At 34.9% G+C, this 15,587-nt stretch carries 16 protein-coding genes and 1 pseudogene; 11 read left to right on the top strand and 6 right to left on the bottom strand.

Going from position 1 to position 15,587, the window contains the following annotated elements:
• Positions 1-287 precede the first annotated feature (287 nt).
• On the bottom strand, positions 288-536 hold the full coding sequence (locus CEF18_RS09485; RefSeq protein WP_110936240.1) for a hypothetical protein: 249 nt from the start codon (positions 534-536) through the stop codon (positions 288-290).
• 322 nt (positions 537-858) lie between these two features.
• Between CEF18_RS09485 and CEF18_RS09480 the strand changes: the two genes are divergently transcribed.
• From CEF18_RS09480 to CEF18_RS09465, 4 genes are all read left to right on the top strand, one after another.
• Entirely contained in the window at positions 859-2,256 is a 1,398-nt protein-coding gene (locus CEF18_RS09480) for a YheC/YheD family endospore coat-associated protein (protein ID WP_110936239.1), read from the top strand.
• Between the two features lie 590 nt (positions 2,257-2,846).
• Positions 2,847-4,019: a YheC/YheD family protein gene (locus CEF18_RS09475; protein ID WP_183040918.1), complete on the top strand. Its 1,173-nt coding sequence runs from the start codon at positions 2,847-2,849 to the stop codon at positions 4,017-4,019.
• Positions 4,020-4,065: 46 nt separating this feature from the next.
• The gene (locus CEF18_RS09470) at positions 4,066-4,809 is read left to right on the top strand and encodes a YheC/YheD family protein (RefSeq protein WP_110936237.1); all 744 of its coding nucleotides are present in this window, start codon (positions 4,066-4,068) and stop codon (positions 4,807-4,809) included.
• Between the two features lie 68 nt (positions 4,810-4,877).
• Positions 4,878-5,924 (top strand): YheC/YheD family protein, encoded by a 1,047-nt coding sequence (locus tag CEF18_RS09465; protein ID WP_183040919.1) that lies wholly within the window; start codon positions 4,878-4,880, stop codon positions 5,922-5,924.
• A gap of 199 nt (positions 5,925-6,123) precedes the next feature.
• On the opposite strand, the gene CEF18_RS09460 is transcribed toward CEF18_RS09465, so the two are convergent.
• Positions 6,124-7,452, bottom strand: a complete 1,329-nt coding sequence (locus CEF18_RS09460) for a YheC/YheD family endospore coat-associated protein (protein WP_110936235.1) — start codon at positions 7,450-7,452, stop codon at positions 6,124-6,126.
• A gap of 394 nt (positions 7,453-7,846) precedes the next feature.
• Between CEF18_RS09460 and CEF18_RS09455 the strand changes: the two genes are divergently transcribed.
• Positions 7,847-9,211, top strand: coding sequence for a YheC/YheD family endospore coat-associated protein (locus tag CEF18_RS09455; protein ID WP_110936234.1), 1,365 nt, complete (start codon positions 7,847-7,849; stop codon positions 9,209-9,211).
• Between the two features lie 296 nt (positions 9,212-9,507).
• On the opposite strand, the gene CEF18_RS09450 is transcribed toward CEF18_RS09455, so the two are convergent.
• Together CEF18_RS09450 and CEF18_RS09445 are read right to left on the bottom strand one after the other, a co-directional pair.
• Positions 9,508-10,257, bottom strand: coding sequence for a YheC/YheD family protein (locus CEF18_RS09450; RefSeq protein ID WP_110936233.1), 750 nt, complete (start codon positions 10,255-10,257; stop codon positions 9,508-9,510).
• Between the two features lie 35 nt (positions 10,258-10,292).
• Positions 10,293-11,021 carry a YheC/YheD family protein gene (locus tag CEF18_RS09445; protein WP_110936232.1) on the bottom strand — a complete coding sequence of 243 codons (729 nt, stop codon included), beginning with the start codon at positions 11,019-11,021 and terminating at the stop codon, positions 10,293-10,295.
• Between the two features lie 553 nt (positions 11,022-11,574).
• On the opposite strand from CEF18_RS09445, the gene CEF18_RS27010 reads away from it, so the two are divergent.
• From CEF18_RS27010 to CEF18_RS09435, 3 genes are all read left to right on the top strand, one after another.
• Positions 11,575-11,877, top strand: coding sequence for a hypothetical protein (locus tag CEF18_RS27010; protein WP_310793562.1), 303 nt, complete (start codon positions 11,575-11,577; stop codon positions 11,875-11,877).
• Positions 11,849-12,238, top strand: coding sequence for a carbohydrate ABC transporter permease (locus tag CEF18_RS27005; protein WP_317624103.1), 390 nt, complete (start codon positions 11,849-11,851; stop codon positions 12,236-12,238). Before CEF18_RS27010 ends, CEF18_RS27005 begins: the two co-directional genes overlap by 29 nt.
• Before the next feature lie 74 nt (positions 12,239-12,312).
• Entirely contained in the window at positions 12,313-12,867 is a 555-nt protein-coding gene (locus CEF18_RS09435; RefSeq protein WP_110936231.1) for a YesL family protein, read from the top strand.
• A gap of 140 nt (positions 12,868-13,007) precedes the next feature.
• Here CEF18_RS09435 and CEF18_RS09430 read toward each other — a convergent pair.
• Both CEF18_RS09430 and lexA read right to left on the bottom strand, forming a co-directional pair.
• Positions 13,008-13,100 (bottom strand): annotated as a pseudogene (locus CEF18_RS09430) (transposase); the annotation flags it as partial.
• A 189-nt stretch (positions 13,101-13,289) separates the two neighbouring features.
• On the bottom strand, positions 13,290-13,913 hold the full coding sequence (gene lexA / locus CEF18_RS09425; protein WP_110936230.1) for a transcriptional repressor LexA: 624 nt from the start codon (positions 13,911-13,913) through the stop codon (positions 13,290-13,292).
• A gap of 201 nt (positions 13,914-14,114) precedes the next feature.
• Between lexA and yneA the strand changes: the two genes are divergently transcribed.
• From yneA to CEF18_RS09410, 3 genes are all read left to right on the top strand, one after another.
• Positions 14,115-14,435, top strand: a complete 321-nt coding sequence (yneA, locus tag CEF18_RS09420) for a cell division suppressor protein YneA (RefSeq protein WP_110936229.1) — start codon at positions 14,115-14,117, stop codon at positions 14,433-14,435.
• The gene (locus CEF18_RS09415; RefSeq protein WP_110936228.1) at positions 14,432-15,082 is read left to right on the top strand and encodes a YneB family resolvase-like protein; all 651 of its coding nucleotides are present in this window, start codon (positions 14,432-14,434) and stop codon (positions 15,080-15,082) included. Before yneA ends, CEF18_RS09415 begins: the two co-directional genes overlap by 4 nt.
• A gap of 71 nt (positions 15,083-15,153) precedes the next feature.
• A complete protein-coding gene (locus tag CEF18_RS09410; RefSeq protein ID WP_110936227.1) occupies positions 15,154-15,387 on the top strand; it encodes a DUF896 domain-containing protein in 234 nt (77 codons plus the stop codon).
• Positions 15,388-15,587: the final 200 nt, after the last annotated feature.

Here is a 15,587-nt window from a genome sequence, read left to right as displayed (position 1 = left end):
TATAAGAAGGGTTTAAAAAGAGATAGAAAATTTTTGCGTGGCAAACTTGGAGATGACTGTTGTATAGTTGAGGTGTAGGTGGTGAACCATGAATTTACCGTTATACATCCATGGCTATATGGGGGGAATTGTAACTGAATGAAGGCAGCTTTTCCTTCAGTAATTACTGAAAGGACACGGAGATTAAATATTCTAGATTCTATGAACAATTACCTCGCTGATCCATTTTCTTGAGGAGGCATTTGTTAAAATTCATATCGCTTTTCAAAAGACGGAGAAGAACTTTTCTATTCAATGTGTTGAACTGATATTGATAGAGTAAGTATTCCAATACCTGCTACATCAATATCTTCTTCTTCAACAAGATCCACTGTTGGAGATGGCGCAATAATCTGCTCACCAAATACTTCAAACATAACATTCCCATTCACTTCTGGAAATGACTGGCCTGTAAAAACTGTAAGTGGTTCAATAAGGTCCACCCCATCAAGCGCTGTAATCTCTACACTAACTAGACTTAAATTAGCTACGCCCATTTTTATTCCTCCCTTAAGAATTATTCTTGTACGTTATCCTATGTATTATTAAATGTTGTGCTTGGTGTTTTGACTAGTAGAATTGATTATTAGGCTATTAATAAAATATGTGCGTTTTCGCTGCATCTAAGGGGAAGTTACGTAAAGGGTTATCTTGTTACCCACCGAGTTAGATCTTCTAAACACATATATGCTACTGCTAATATAATTTGTTAACTTCTGATTTTAATTACTCAATTAAATACTTTAGTTTTATTTCGTCCACTCCGATCTTTCTGTATGTTCATATAATATTAAAAAATAGAAGGTGGGAGGCGCCTAGATGCTTAAAATAAAGTATATACGTATAAAAAAAAATGGGGATATCCATTTGCCAGTGAGCTTTCGAAGTGAGGGAAAAATTTCCTCAGGGATGATTGATTTTCATTTTGGTTCTTGGAGTAGAAAGATGACTGTCCGATTTGATAAAGACCTTTCAGATGACACTATTGGTCTATCTGAAAATCTTAAAAATGAACTTTTCATTCCTGATGATCTTTCTTATGAGTTCAGAATAACAAAAAAAACATTGCAAGTAGGACCAATGATATTATGGATTGCAGCCAACACGAATGAGCGACTGAGCAAAAGACTAAATAAATTACAAAAACGGATCGAAGAATATGTTCAAGTAAGAGGAATGATTTGTATTTGTGCTGAAGAGGGAATCAATACCAAAAAACAGAAGATTGAAGGGTACTATTTCCAACCACAAATGCCGAATGGGGACTCAAAGTGGAAAAAAGCAACCTTTTCCTCTCCTGGTGCTGTTTATAAAAGAGTACCGCTAGCCAAAACAGCAAATGAGCATCTCTACAAGTTGACCAAGGGTAGCATATTTAATTCATACTTTTTCAATAAGTGGGAAATGTGGGAATGGTTGTCCCCAGATTCAACTTTAAAAAAATACATTCCTTACACAAAAAAGGTAAACTCGATTGAACAAGTTAAGGAAATGCTTGGAACTTATTCTTCCGTTTATTTAAAACCAATCAAAGGTTCAGAAGGTAGAGGAATTATGCAATTAGAGCGTGATAGATCTATTATCCACATCACAAATGATAAAAAGAATAAAACGAGTGTTACAAATTTAGAGGACCACTCTATTCTTCAAAAGCGGATCAACGGATCAAAACCATATCTTGTTCAACAGGGCGTGCCGACTAAGCATCAATCAAGGAATATAGATTTTCGTATCTACATGCAAAAGAATAAATTCAAACATTGGAAATCCTCAGGTATCACCGCCCGGATTTCTAATCCTGGGAGCATTATAACTAATATACGAAACTTGGATTATTGGCTAACAGGTCGTAAAGCCTTTCGACGAATTTTCAAACTAGGGAGGATAGGTGCTTCCTCCCTAGAAAAACAAATAATTGATATCTGTACTCGTGCTTGTAAAACGATCGACAAGAAAGGTAGTTACGGAGATATTGCCATCGATTTTGTCGTAGACAAAAACCTGCATGTTTGGATCCTAGAGATGAATCTTAGGCAAGTATATCCAGTAGAAGACCCAAAGTTAGCACCTAAAGTTAAGAGTACACCCTTTCTGTATGCCATGAGTATAGCTGGGTTCCCTCCAAAGAGGAAGAAGCGAAGAAGAAAAAAAGGCAAAAGTAAAGGTTCTCACATTTCTCGTTCGAGGATGTCTGAAAAAGTCGAAAAAACCTTTTGAGACACCGTAAAAGCAATGAGCAACATTGCTCCATTTTAAAGCTCGCAATGAGCGGTTTTCTCATAGCGAGCGCGGAGCGAACGAAACCATTGCCATACTTTATTCAAAAAGAAGCTGACTTTTGAGGAGGCCAGTGAAAAAGTCCGATAGTTAAATTGAACAGCCTGTTATTTTCTCAAATTGAAAATAGCAGGCTGTTTTCTTGTTTAAATAGAAGACATACATACAATGTGTTATCGGATCGATTTTGAAAATTTATTCGCTTGCCGCGGGCAATGCCTTAGCCTCCTCGGGGAAATCACTAAGGGCACTGAAAAAGTCGATTTTTACTTTTTCAGTGCCCTTCTTTTGAGTCAGCTTCGATTTTTAAGGATGTTTTTACGTGGACCTACGATCTTCATCCGATATTTACTAACTTTTCATTTGATAGATGAAGGGACATGAAACAGTATGCTCTGTTATTCGAAAGTTTATATTAACAAAATATTTGGGTGGAACACCATGTCACATAGCCGTTACTTACAGACAATTTCTTAATATGCTATGAATGAACATGGATAAGCATGTTACAGAAGAAAGGGTGAAGAATATTGAACGTACAAAAATATTTAACTGGTCATCTCGGAGTCTTGGTATCAAATAGAGCTTGGAGAGCCTTGTGTAAAAACAAACCTCACTACCGATTAAAACAATTGGCGAAAGCCAATGCAAATGCTAATTTAAATTTGTTTTTTTTCACCGTCAATACAGTTGATAAGAAAAAAAAATTGATTAAAGGGTATTATTTTGATTTCACAGATAATTCATGGAAAACTGCTATTTTTTCCTATCCAGCTACTATTTACCGACGTGGCGGAGTGTGTAAAAAAGAAAGAAAAAGTTATCGTACCTTTGTCCGTCAGTGCAACAAAAAGAAAACGTTATTCTTAAACCCTTCTTCGTTAGGAAATTGGGATATTTACAACTATTTTAGTAGTGTTAAACCTTTAAAACCGTACTTGTTACAAACAATTTTATATGAGGATCCAGAAGATTTATTTTACATGATGAAAAAGCATAAAACCATCTACTTAAAGGGTGTCACAGGTAGAAAAGGACAAAATGTGGTGCGTGTAGAACGTCTTCCTGACAATCAATATCAATGTAAATATTACGATCATACCAAACGAAAAGTTCACTTATTACGGTATAAAAAACTAGATCAAATAGTACCTTTCATTGATAAATTTTACAAAGGTAAAAAATTTATGGTTCAAGAAGCTATCGACCTGTTAGAAGTGAATCATAGACGGGTAGATTTACGAGCCGAATTACAAAGAAACAAAATAGGGGAAATAGAGATTAGCGGTGTTAGTGCAAGGAAGAGCAAAAAGGATTCTCCGATCACGATTCATGCCAATGCCTTTCCATTGGATGAGTTGTTTGATTTGAAAAAGCTTTCTTCAGAAGAAAAATTTAAAATGAAGCAGCAGATAGAAAACTTTTTATACACGGTTTATAAAAAGACCGAAGATAAATATGGGCAATTTGTAGAAATTGGAATAGATTTTGCCCTGACAAAAGACTTTCAAATCAAGTTTATTGAATGTAATTCCCAGAGTGCAAAAGTTTCACTATTGAAAGCTCACGGTAAGAATACGTTAAATAAAGCGATGTTAAATATAGTCTTATATGCAAAATATCTACTTGCAGAAAAAGCAGGGGTAGAAAGGAAGGGAAAACTCACTTTAGTGAGAAAAGAAGATGGTGTTGTAAATATTTAATTTGAAGGTGAATTGGAGGGGGATGAGAAGAAAGGGGTGAAGCGAAATGGCAGTGCTATTAAGAGGTAGAAATAAATATGAAATGTACTTGGTAATGAAGAAAAATAGACAGTTGCAACGATATCTTCCTGATACAATGATGTGGAGCTATGAAAACTTTTTAAGGATGTTAAGTAAGTATAAATCAGTTGTCGTTAAACCAAATAACGGAAAACAGGGGCAAAGTATATACTTTGTGGACAAAACTGAATTAAACTACGCCGTTTATATCAATAAAAAACGGAAGGTATTTGAAAATCATCTAGATGTTTTTAAATATATAGAAAAAGCAGCAATCAAGAGGGAGTTTATTATTCAACAAGAAGTGAATCTTGCCAAAATAGGCGAAAGGCGTTTTGACTTTAGAATTATCGTTCAAAGGGAAACGAATGAACTTCCCTGGGAGGTAACTGGTATTCTTGCTAGAAAAGGAGGAAAAGGTTACAAGGTAACAAATCGACGACACCATGGAATAGTTTTATCGCTAGAAGATGCACTAAAGAGCATGAATGTAACAGACGAAACGAAAGCCTCCAAGGTGAAACTAGTTAAGAAGATTTCGCTAGTGGCAGCAGAAACATTAGGATGCTCTTTTCCTAATCAAACGATCTTTGGCGTTGATATTGGGATGAATCAGAACGGTTCTCTTTATATTTTTGAACTAAATCGCTGGCCGCTATTAGGAGGATTTCGAAGCCTAGAAGATAAAACGCAGATCAATCGAATTATGGCTTTAAAACGTAAAAAATAATTCAAGTAATTTGCACCGTTTATGATCCTATGTCTTTGTCGACACCATCAAAAAAAGGAGCAATTGTTATGATTGGTATTATTTTGCCATCTAGAATATTTAAAAATACAATTTCTAAAAAACCGGATTCTATCGTGCAATTTTATAAAGACCATGCCCAAAAAAATAAAGTGGATATATGTTTTTACAGCATGAAGAGTATTTCTCAAATAAACAAGACCGTAAAAGCAATGGTATACTCACATGAAAATGATGAGCTACTAAGGAGAGAAACCGCCATTCCGAAAGTGAACTTATATCGGAGCACATCATTTCTAAAAGGAGAGGGATTGATCCGGAAAATTGAATACCTTACTAAAAATCATGACATCATATTCTTTAATGTCATAAAAAATAAAGACAGAAGCAAATATAAAATTCATGAATATCTGGCATCGATCGATGAAATTACTTCATTATTACCGGAGACAGGAACCTTATCATTTTTAAAAATGGTTGGGATGATAGACCGGTTTAATAAAATCTACATTAAACCAAAACGAAGCTGCAAGGGAAACAATATTTATGTCCTAGAAAAAACAAACACTGGATATACTATGACACACATTTTGAAGACAAAAGAAACAATCAAAAAGATACCAAAAAATGAGCTGTACACCTATTATTCTTCTACATTTTCATCTCCAAAACGGTTTATCGTCCAACAAGGAGTTGAAAGCAAAGAATATAAGGGGAAAAAGTTTGATTTTAGAGTATCGCCGCAAAAAACTAAGTCAGGCGCATGGAAGGTAATCGGTATGTACGCCAGAGTGGCTGATAAGTGTTTGAATGTTACGAACCGTGATCAGGGCGGACTCCTCAAATTCAGATTAACACCTTTAATTCATCAAAAAAAGAAGGAAGAAATCAAACGATCATGTATAAAAATAGCTAAAGCGCTGGAATTAAAATACCCACAAGTAATTGATTTAGGTCTGGATATCGCAATAGACAAACAAGAGAAAATTTGGCTTCTGGAAGCGAATTTTAAACCCTACAGAGGCAGAATTGACAGCAAGCATCACCGGGTCCCTTTTGAACATGTTGTTTGGTACTACAAAAGAAAAAAGTTGTAACAGAACAGAGCTTGGAGAATACCAATAGGAGTTCGTCCTGAAATTCAATCCTAAAATACCCCCAAATCACCATAATAAGTGGAATGGGGGTTATTTGCCATGAACCAACTTTAAAGATCGATAGTAGACTAGGTTTTAGTATGAATAGTTGATGAGACTAAGAGCTTATCACAATGACCTTGCCTTTATTCTCTTATTTTTACAATTTTTGTCGTTCCCTTGCGCCACTAAAACCAGCTAGGGCACTAGCATAAAGAAATGGGTTACGTATTATTTTACTGAATAATTTACGATCTTCAAGGAAATAAAAACTTCTATATCCATACCTTTTGTTCATTTCTAATATCCAGACATGTAAATCATTATCTACTATACAATCAATAGCAATGTCCCCGTAACAACCATGTTGGTCAAGTAGTTGGCACGCTTCTGTGCAAATAGTAATAATTTTTTGCTCAACTAACCTTACTTCTTCTTTTTCTAATTCAAAGATTAGCCTCAAAGCCTCTTGGCCTGGAAGTATATCATCAATATTTTGTAAATTGGTAGTTATGCTTCCCGGTATAGCAAATCTACCAATGAACCCAGAACACTTCCACCGCATTGTCTCATCCTTTTGCATGTAAATACGGAAATCAACATGTCTTGAATGATGCTTGACAGGAATTCCTTGCTGAATTATATACTGATTTTCCCTTTCGAAAACACTTTTAATTAAAGGATGGTTCTCTAAGCTTTCACCCCTTGTTGAAATACATTTATCATTAGTTATATGAAATAAAAAATCATTTTTTTCAATCTGAATAATTCCTTTCCCATTAGATCCTTTTTTAGGCTTTAAATAAATCGAATGATATACGTCCAACATGTCATTAACCTCTTCTAAGCTTTTTAATTCTTTTGTGTGGGGAAGATTATTTTTTAAAAAATCGTTAGAAGTTAACCACTGCCACATTTCCCATTTATTAAAAAATTTAGAATTAAATATTCGTCCACCCATCTTTTCATATAAATGTGTATCTATGCTCGGTGAAAGGAGAGCTCTTTTAAATATGGCGCCTGGGTATGAAAAGGTTTCTTTCATCAATTTTGAGTTGATTGTTTCTGTTTTAGGTTGAAAATAATACCCTTCGATTGTTTCTTTTTCCGTGTTAATACCTAAACTACTGCTAATTATAATTAAACCATTTAAGGGGACAAAATTTTCTATACGCTCTTTTAATTTATCCAAACGTTTTATTAGTCTGTTAGATACTAAGTATAGAACTACTGGACCTAGACTAAGACTTTTTTCTGTCATATTTATATCATAGATCAGTTCCTCGGGAATGAAAACATCCTTTCTTAGGTTTTCAGAAAGGCCAATGGTGTCATTAGGTATTTCTTTTATAAAATGTAAATACAATTCCTTATTCCATGAACCGAAATGAAAAGTAATTGTTTTTGACGAAGTGATTATTTCTCTTTTAAGATCCTCTGGCAAATAAATTTCGTTGACCTCATTTGTTGTTATCCATTCGATATACAAGGGTAAGCCTCCTTCCAATTAACGTTGGGTATTACAATATAATGAGCTGATAAAGGACCTTTTTACCATTCTCGGCTTCTGTTATAAGAAGGAGTATTAACAACACTTCATTGAAGAGTATGCTATGGCAGAAGAATAAATAACTATCCAGGTAGATTTTGGTCTGTGTTTACTATTTCTTTATCGTATGGGACGTGTCTTTTATCAAGAACCATCAAAGCAGCTATCAAGGAGGGTATAGATTTGACTTTTTTCTGAGTAATATAAGAAGGCTTTTTTATTGATAATGAATTTGGGTGTGACTCTAAGTCTTATAAGCCGTGATTTACTCACCTTTTTGCTATTTATTAATATGCTATGCATGAGCAAGTTACAGAAGAAAGGGTGAAGAAACTTGACTGAACAGAAAAAGTTAACTGGTAATCTCGGGGTGTTGGTGTCAAATAGAGCCTGGAAAGGCATTACTAATAATAATCCTCATTATCGGTTGGAAAAATTGTCGGAAGCCAATGAATATGTTAATTTTAATATGTTTTTTTTCTCCATCAATACAGTAGATATCCAAAAACAATTAATTACAGGGTACTATTTTGATTTTACAAATAATTTATGGGAAAAAGACACTTTTCCCTATCCTGATGTTCTTTATCGTCGTGGTGGAGCATCTAAAAAATATAGGAACAAATATCTTACCTTTATCGAACAATGTAATGAAAAGAAAACGGTGTGCTTAAATCCTTCATCGTTGGGAAATTGGGATATTTATAACTATTTCGGTACCCTTAAACCATTAAAGTCTTTTTTGTTAGATACAATTTTATATGAAGGTCCTGAAGATTTATTTGATATGATGAAAAAGCATCAAACAATCTACCTAAAGGGTGTCACAGGTAGAAAAGGGCAAAATGTGGTGAGGGTAGAACATCTTCCCGGCGATAAATATCTATGTAAGCATTTCGATTATATCCAAGACGAAATTCATTCTAAGAGTTATGAAAAATTAGATGAAATGATACCTTTCATAGACAAATTTTACAAAGGGAAAAAGTTTATGATTCAAGAAGCTATAGACTTATTGGAAGTGAATAATAGACGGATAGATTTACGAGCCGAATTACAAAGAAACAAAAAAAAGGGAATTGAAATTAGTGGTATTAGTGCAAGAGTGAGCCAAGAAAACTCTCCGATTACTATTCATTCCCATGCCTTCCCAGTGGGTGAATTATTTGATTGGATAAACCTTTCTCCCAAAGAAAAATTAAGAATGCAACAAAGGATCGAAACCTTTTTATATAAAATCTATACTGAGACTGAATTTAAGTATGGGGAATTTGGGGAGATTGGAATTGATTTTGGCTTGACAAAAGATCTAGAAATCAAGTTTATTGAATGTAATTCCCAGAGTGCAAAAGTGTCACTATTAAAAGCTTATGGTGAAAATACTGTAAAACAAACCATGGTCAATATACTCCTATATGCTAAAGATAAACTTGAAGAAACAGGATGGGAAGGAGAAAGTAACCAATCTGTGGAAGCTGTTGTGAGTGAAGAAAGCAACAAGCCCGAGGAAGCTATCGTAAGTGAAGAGAGCAACCAGCATGTGAAAGAAGCCCTTCATAACAGTCAGAGCGAATGGGAGTTGCGAAAGAACGTTAAAAGGAATAAATTAATACAGAAGAAAAAAATAAAATACAAAAGACCAAGAAAACTGGGGAATTCTGTATCAACACATGGATTTTGGTTCGTGAAGGCAACGTAATTAAACCACGCCAAGTAACTGATGTAGATAAACCATTTGCATGCTTAGCTAAGCTAACTTAACAGCAGTCGAATCGACAGTAAGCATTTTTCATTGAACATGAGGTTTGGTACTTTAAGAAGAAAAAACTGTTTAAGAAACATTGAACTAGTGACAAACTTAATGAAGTTAATTTCTGAAACAGTTTTTCTGGAAAGGAATTTATGTTCCATACTGATCTGTCGGTAAGATTCGATTAATTAATTATTTAAAAGTTAAAAGACTTAATTCTTAAGGGTGTGTGGTCAAGGGGCTAATCACCCCTTCCTTCTCGATTTGTAAGTCATAATTTTTCTAATATAACTTTTGTCTTTTAGTAATCGGAACCCATGTAGCAGAGGCCAGCGGTTCAATTCAAAAATATAAAGAGAACCGTCTTCTTTCATGCCTATGTCTACGCCAAAGATCCTTTGATTAGGAAAAGAGCGTCCTAATGTTTCTGCTGCCATGTGGGAAATCTTTTGAATTTCTTTTACCTTAAATTCTTTCCTTTCGTTTGTTACATTCATGCTCTTTAGTGCATCTTCTAGCGACAAGACTATTCCATGTCGGCGCCTATTGGTTACTTTATACCCTTTTCCTGCTTTCCTTACTAAGACTCCATTGACAACCCAAGGAAGCATTCTCGTTTTCCTTTGAACGATAATTCTAAAATCAAAACGTTTTCCTTCAATTTTAGCAAGATCCACTTCTCGTTGAATAATAAATCTTCTTTTAAGTGTAGCAATTCTAATGTAGTTATAAAGGTCTTTCTTTTTCTTAAATACCTTTCGTTTTTTATTAATATATAGTTCGTATCTTGATTTAATTGCTTTCACAAAATATATTCTTTGACCTTGCTGTCCATTGTTTGGTTTTACTACGATGGACTTATATTTTTCTAACATATTATAAAAATTAACTTTACTCCACATCTTAGTATCAGGAAGATGTCGTAGCAGGTTTTTATTTTTCTTTAATGCTAAATACATTTTATATTTGTTTCTACCTGTTAGTCTCACTGTCACTGCAATACACCTCCAGAAGGATTTTTAATTGTTCATTACTTTGGATGTTTAAATCTTCTAATTTTTCTTTGTTGGTATTTCGAAAAACCTCTTAATAGCGGTTGGCGATTGATTTCAAATATATGAAGAGAACCATCTTTTTTAATTCCTATATCGATACCGAAAAGACGCTTGTAAGGGTAATACTTACTTAGGGTTAATGATGCTATGATAGAAACGTATTTAAGGCGCTCTAATAAGTGACCTTGTACTTGGTTCGGAATATCACATTTTTGCATCGCATCTTTAAAAGTTAAAATTCTCCCACCTTTACTAGCGTTAGTGACCATTTTTCCCGCCCCGGCAACCCTAACTTTATACGCAGTGACAGTCCATGGATAAGCTATTGATCTCCTTTGAATGATTACTCTGATATCAAATGGCCTGTCGTTTATTTTTTCCATATCAATGTGATTTTGGATAATATATGAAACACGTTGTGTTCTCTTTTTCATAAAATCATAAACATTTTCACTGGTTGAAAAAAAATATTTTCGCTCGTATATTTGCACTTTAAATCCACTGTTCTTTTTCGAAATAAAATAAATACTTCTAGCTTTTAAACCGTTATTAGGCTTCACAACAATAGCATTGTATTTAGATAACATTCCATTAAAGTTTTTCTTGTTCCATTGCTTTGTGTAGACAAGGTAAGGGGCAAGTTTTTTATTTTTTCTCATAGCTTGATACATTTTCCACTTATTCCTACCTTTTATTTTCGTCATTACTTCATCCCCCTTTTTGAGAGCTCAAAATATAGCTCCTCACCGTCTTTTATAGGTTTCGGCTTGATATTTAAAACCAGACCCCCTTTTTATTAATCTATGAATAAGAAGGAAGTTTCGGATGGACTAATAGATCAGGAATTATGCCTTTTTATGATATTTAGTGAGAGAAGTCTCATAGAATTATAGGTATATACCAAGATTCCTAACATCTCTTTTGTATGTTGTAGTTGGAGTGACTGGAACCCTGTCAGGGGAACAGGCCAGTGTTTAGTCGCTTTATTTCAAAAATTATTTTCGAACTTCTTGTAGGGTAAGTGTTAAAGGGAAGGGGACGTAAGAAAGTAATGCTACATCTAAGGTTGGGTAATAGGAATTGCTGATAAGAGATACTAATTATGAAATCGTTGATATTACGAATAAGTACAGATTTTAATAGAATTAACCCTAGTTCCGTAGAGGTTCTAGTTTTTCTTGTTCAGCATAGATTTTTGGCTTGTAGATCATTTTCCAAGTGCAATATAGAAAGTAATATTGAAAGGAGATTAAAAACATGGATCATAGTAGACAATCAATCTTGATTTTAACGACACTACCTATGATTTTTGCGATATTCTTGAATCATAAATTGATGAAAGATTCAACCCTTATCCGGGCAGCAATTTTTATCCCGGCACTAACCTCCGTCATTGTGACAGATACAATTTTCCGGATGATATTAGGCGATTCTGATGGAGCACTTGCAAACCAGGTCCTATCCTTTATCGGTTTATCGCCGATTGAATGGCGGTACGGAGTAGGTTCAGGGATGTTTTTGATGGTTACACTTGCATCTTGGAGGTGGATGGGGGGTTAATATCATCTCTTTTCTAGCTGCACTACAAAATGTGAATAATGACTTATATGAAGCGGCTGATATTGACGGCGCTAATGTTTGGCAAAAGTTCAAAAATGTGACGTTTCCAGCTATCAAACCAGTGGTCATTTTCTTGACAACGATCTCAATCATTAACGGGTTCCGAATGTTTGAAGAAAGTTTTGTTTTCTGGGAAACGAGTTCTCCCGGTAATATAGGGCTAACTGCCGTAGGATATATTTATAACGAAGGGATTCTGCGCAATTATTATCTTGTTCTTGTTTTTTCAACGATTCTTTATCGCTGGATACATATGGGGGGGGAAAAGGTTAATGAACCAGGAATCAAGAACCATGGATAGAAGGATGAACAATATGATGGAAAAGCTAGATCAATTTTTAAAAATCATTTCACATTTGCATTGTTAAATATATTGTGGCTTTCTTTCACCGTTCTTGGTCTTGGCTAATCGGATTATTTCCTGCGACGGTCGCGATGTTCTCGGTCTCAAGGAAATGGGTTCAAGGGGATCAAGAAATTCCAGTTGTGAAGACGTTTTGGACGAGTTTTAAAGGGCGCGTTATGAAAGCGAATATGTACGGATGGATGACTGCTCTAGCTGGTATCGTTCTTTATGGGAATTATCGGGTCATGGTTGCCTTAGGGGCGGAAATTCCTATTTTTATTGTTATCGCTTTTATCCTGGTGGTGCTCGTTTATTTGTTAATAGTTTCAGTTATTCCTGAATCAATTCATTTTGAAGGGAACGGACGAGAAATTCTTCAGAAGACATCATTGTTTGTTGTTGGACGAATTCACATCGCGTTTTTGTTTCTTCTCATTTTATGGAAGGGAGCATATATGTCATTGGCTTTTCCAGTAGTTATTCTATTTTTCTCTGGTAGCGTTTTGTCATATATGATGATGTGGTTATTTACTCGTACTTTGGAAAAATTCGAACGTAAGGAACAAAAGTGCTTGCGCTTTTAACACCGACGTAGAAACTGGACAGACAAAGCAGCACCTATGGTCTGTGTGTAGGTGCTCCTTTAAATGAAAGGAGAGTTGAAAAGATGTTTTCCTTTTCATTCTCGACTTGTCTTGATTTGGCAAAACGAATACGCCTAAGTTTCGGAAGTTATTACTTTTCTTCGGTATTTGACTACCAATATAAGGTGATAATACATCAAGAACACTGAATGATTATTACTATCTAATTTCACAATGATATCAGTATTGTACTTAACTATGATTGATCATATCAGATACCAAAAAACTTAGGCTAACGCCTAACCGACAGTCATCTTCCCCTTATCGTTGGGTTTTCCCCTTCACACGATTGAAGAGAAGTCTACTCTCGCAAAACGATAAAAAAGACCAAGTAGTTTCACCTGATCTCTTCTCCCTGTATTCTATTGAAGTGTTCTGAAAACGCCGATGACCTTGCCAAGAATAGTAACATTATCTAAAATGATTGGGTCTAATGTAGAATTTTCAGGTTGGAGTCGAAAGTAATTGTCTTCTTTAAAGAATCGTTTCACAGTCGCTTCATCATCTTCTGTCATAGCGACCACGATTTCTCCATTATTTGCATGACTTTGTTGTCTAACTACGACATAATCGCCATCAAATATACCAGCCTCTATCATAGAATCCCCAGATATTTCAAGAATAAAGGACTGTTCATCCTGAACGAAGCTTGCTGGCAATGGTAAGTATTCTTCCACATTTTCAATCGCAGTGATCGGTTGTCCTGCAGTAACCTTACCAATTACAGGAATTTGTATGGATGCCGTGTGATTTACTTGAGAGGAATCATCATGTAATCCCAAAACTTCAATAGCGCGCGGTTTAGTTGGATCACGGCGGATGTAGCCTTTTTTCTCTAGTCTTGATAGATGACCATGCACAGTTGAACTAGATGCTAAGCCCACTGCTTCTCCGATTTCTCTCACCGAAGGGGGATATCCACGATCTTTAACTTCTGATCTAATAAAATCAAAAATAGCTTGCTGTCTAGAAGAGAGCTTTGTCATATTTCACACCTCGTTATATGTATTTTGTTCTATTTAATAGTTGTATATCATAGCAATCTAGTATTAAGAAACATTTACAGGAACATTATACCATGAGAACATTAGTTTCGCAAACACTCGTTCTACTTATGCGCTTGACACGAACAAATGTTCTAGTTATAGTAAAAGGGAACAAACATTCTTACTATGAGGTGATGAGCAATGCAAACATATAAATCTTTACGAAAGTACATAGACGGATCTGTTTTTATACTTCTTTTATCCTGTGTATTATACTCATGGACTTATTTTTCAGATAATCATACACCAGTTGAAGAAAAGTATCAGGTGTCAACAGAATGGACCGTTGAAGATGGAGAGTCTCTATGGGCGATTGCCAGTTCAATTTCAGATGACCATGATATGACAATTGAACAGACTATTTCATGGATGAAATCAAAAAATGATTTGGATAATGAGAGTATCTTTCCGGGTCAACGATTAGACGTTCCAACTCAGCTGACAGGAGTTGCTCAAGAGTGAGAGGAATAATATATACGAGAGTGAGTACTGACAAAGAAACACAACAAACATCTCTTATCCGACAAAAAGAAGAACTAGTGAAAATTGCAGAAGCCGAAAACATCCAGGTTATTGATATAATAGAAGAAAAAGCAAGTGGCTATGAAATAGAGAGAGACGGAATATTTATCATGCTCGAACGATTTAAAAAACAAGAGGCTAATATATTACTTATTCAAGACGACACAAGACTTGGTCGTGGGAATGCTAAAATGGCTCTCATTCACCAGTTGAATAAAATGAATGTAAAGATATATTCTCTAAAAGACAATGGTGAATTAGCATTATCTGAGACCGACTCAATGGTGTTGGATATCGTCGCTATTGTGGAGGAGTATCAGCGTAAACTTCAAAATGTTAAAATAAAAAGAGGGATGAAGCGAGCTGTTAGTAATGGCTTTGATCCGTCTATGAATCTATTGGGTGCAACCCGTGGTGGAGGAAGAAAGAGAAAAGAGGTTCCACTCAAAGAGATCTTGAGATTAAGAGAGAGTGGAATGACTTTTCATGAACTGGCCCTAATGCTAAGAGGGATGGGATATTCGATTTCAAAAGCAACGGCACATCGAAGATATCAGGAACATATGAAAAGCTTGTCCATCGATTAGGCAGTAAACTTGAATCCTTTATTTCATTGCTTTAAAATGAAATATGCCTATCAACAAACGGAGGGATTCAGATGATTCATAAAGAAAAACTTGATAGAATAAACATTTTAGCAAGGAAAGCAAAAAGTGAAGGATTATCATTAAAAGAACAAAAAGAGCAAAAAGAATTAAGGAATGAATATTTGAAAAATGTTCGCAAGTCATTTAAAAACCAATTAAAATCGGTGAAAGTTGTTGACGAAGAGGGTACGGATGTAACACCCGCTAAATTAAAAAAGGAAAAAGAGAATGATTCTTTACACTAATTTCTCTTGAAATATCTTTTGATTTGTTTATATAAAGTAATCCATTTTCCATTATTGTTATTTGGGAAACTGATTACTTTTTTTATTTGAATATTCTTCACCTATAAGTATTATTGTTATTTTAATCGAAAAACCGAGGAAGGAAAGCATGCGCATTTATCGGACTCGAGTTCCACTCTGTTCTTAATAGAATTAGGCTA

Origin of the sequence: Salipaludibacillus neizhouensis (assembly GCF_002886185.1) — a bacterium.
GTDB lineage: Bacteria > Bacillota > Bacilli > Bacillales > Salisediminibacteriaceae > Salipaludibacillus > Salipaludibacillus neizhouensis.
Note: the sequence above shows the minus strand (reverse complement) of the source record. Positions and strands in the feature narration are given on the sequence as shown.

What these genes read in the sequence shown, in the direction of transcription:
- CEF18_RS09485 (WP_110936240.1), bottom strand. Translation starts at nt 536, where the DNA reads ATGGGCGTAGCTAATTTAAGTCTAGTTAGTGTAGAGATTACAGCGCTT.
- CEF18_RS09480 (WP_110936239.1), top strand. Translation starts at nt 859, where the DNA reads ATGCTTAAAATAAAGTATATACGTATAAAAAAAAATGGGGATATCCAT.
- CEF18_RS09470 (WP_110936237.1), top strand. Translation starts at nt 4,066, where the DNA reads ATGGCAGTGCTATTAAGAGGTAGAAATAAATATGAAATGTACTTGGTA.
- CEF18_RS09465 (WP_183040919.1), top strand. Translation starts at nt 4,878, where the DNA reads ATGATTGGTATTATTTTGCCATCTAGAATATTTAAAAATACAATTTCT.
- CEF18_RS09445 (WP_110936232.1), bottom strand. Translation starts at nt 11,021, where the DNA reads ATGACGAAAATAAAAGGTAGGAATAAGTGGAAAATGTATCAAGCTATG.
- CEF18_RS27010 (WP_310793562.1), top strand. Translation starts at nt 11,575, where the DNA reads ATGGATCATAGTAGACAATCAATCTTGATTTTAACGACACTACCTATG.
- lexA (WP_110936230.1), bottom strand. Translation starts at nt 13,913, where the DNA reads ATGACAAAGCTCTCTTCTAGACAGCAAGCTATTTTTGATTTTATTAGA.
- yneA (WP_110936229.1), top strand. Translation starts at nt 14,115, where the DNA reads ATGCAAACATATAAATCTTTACGAAAGTACATAGACGGATCTGTTTTT.
- CEF18_RS09410 (WP_110936227.1), top strand. Translation starts at nt 15,154, where the DNA reads ATGATTCATAAAGAAAAACTTGATAGAATAAACATTTTAGCAAGGAAA.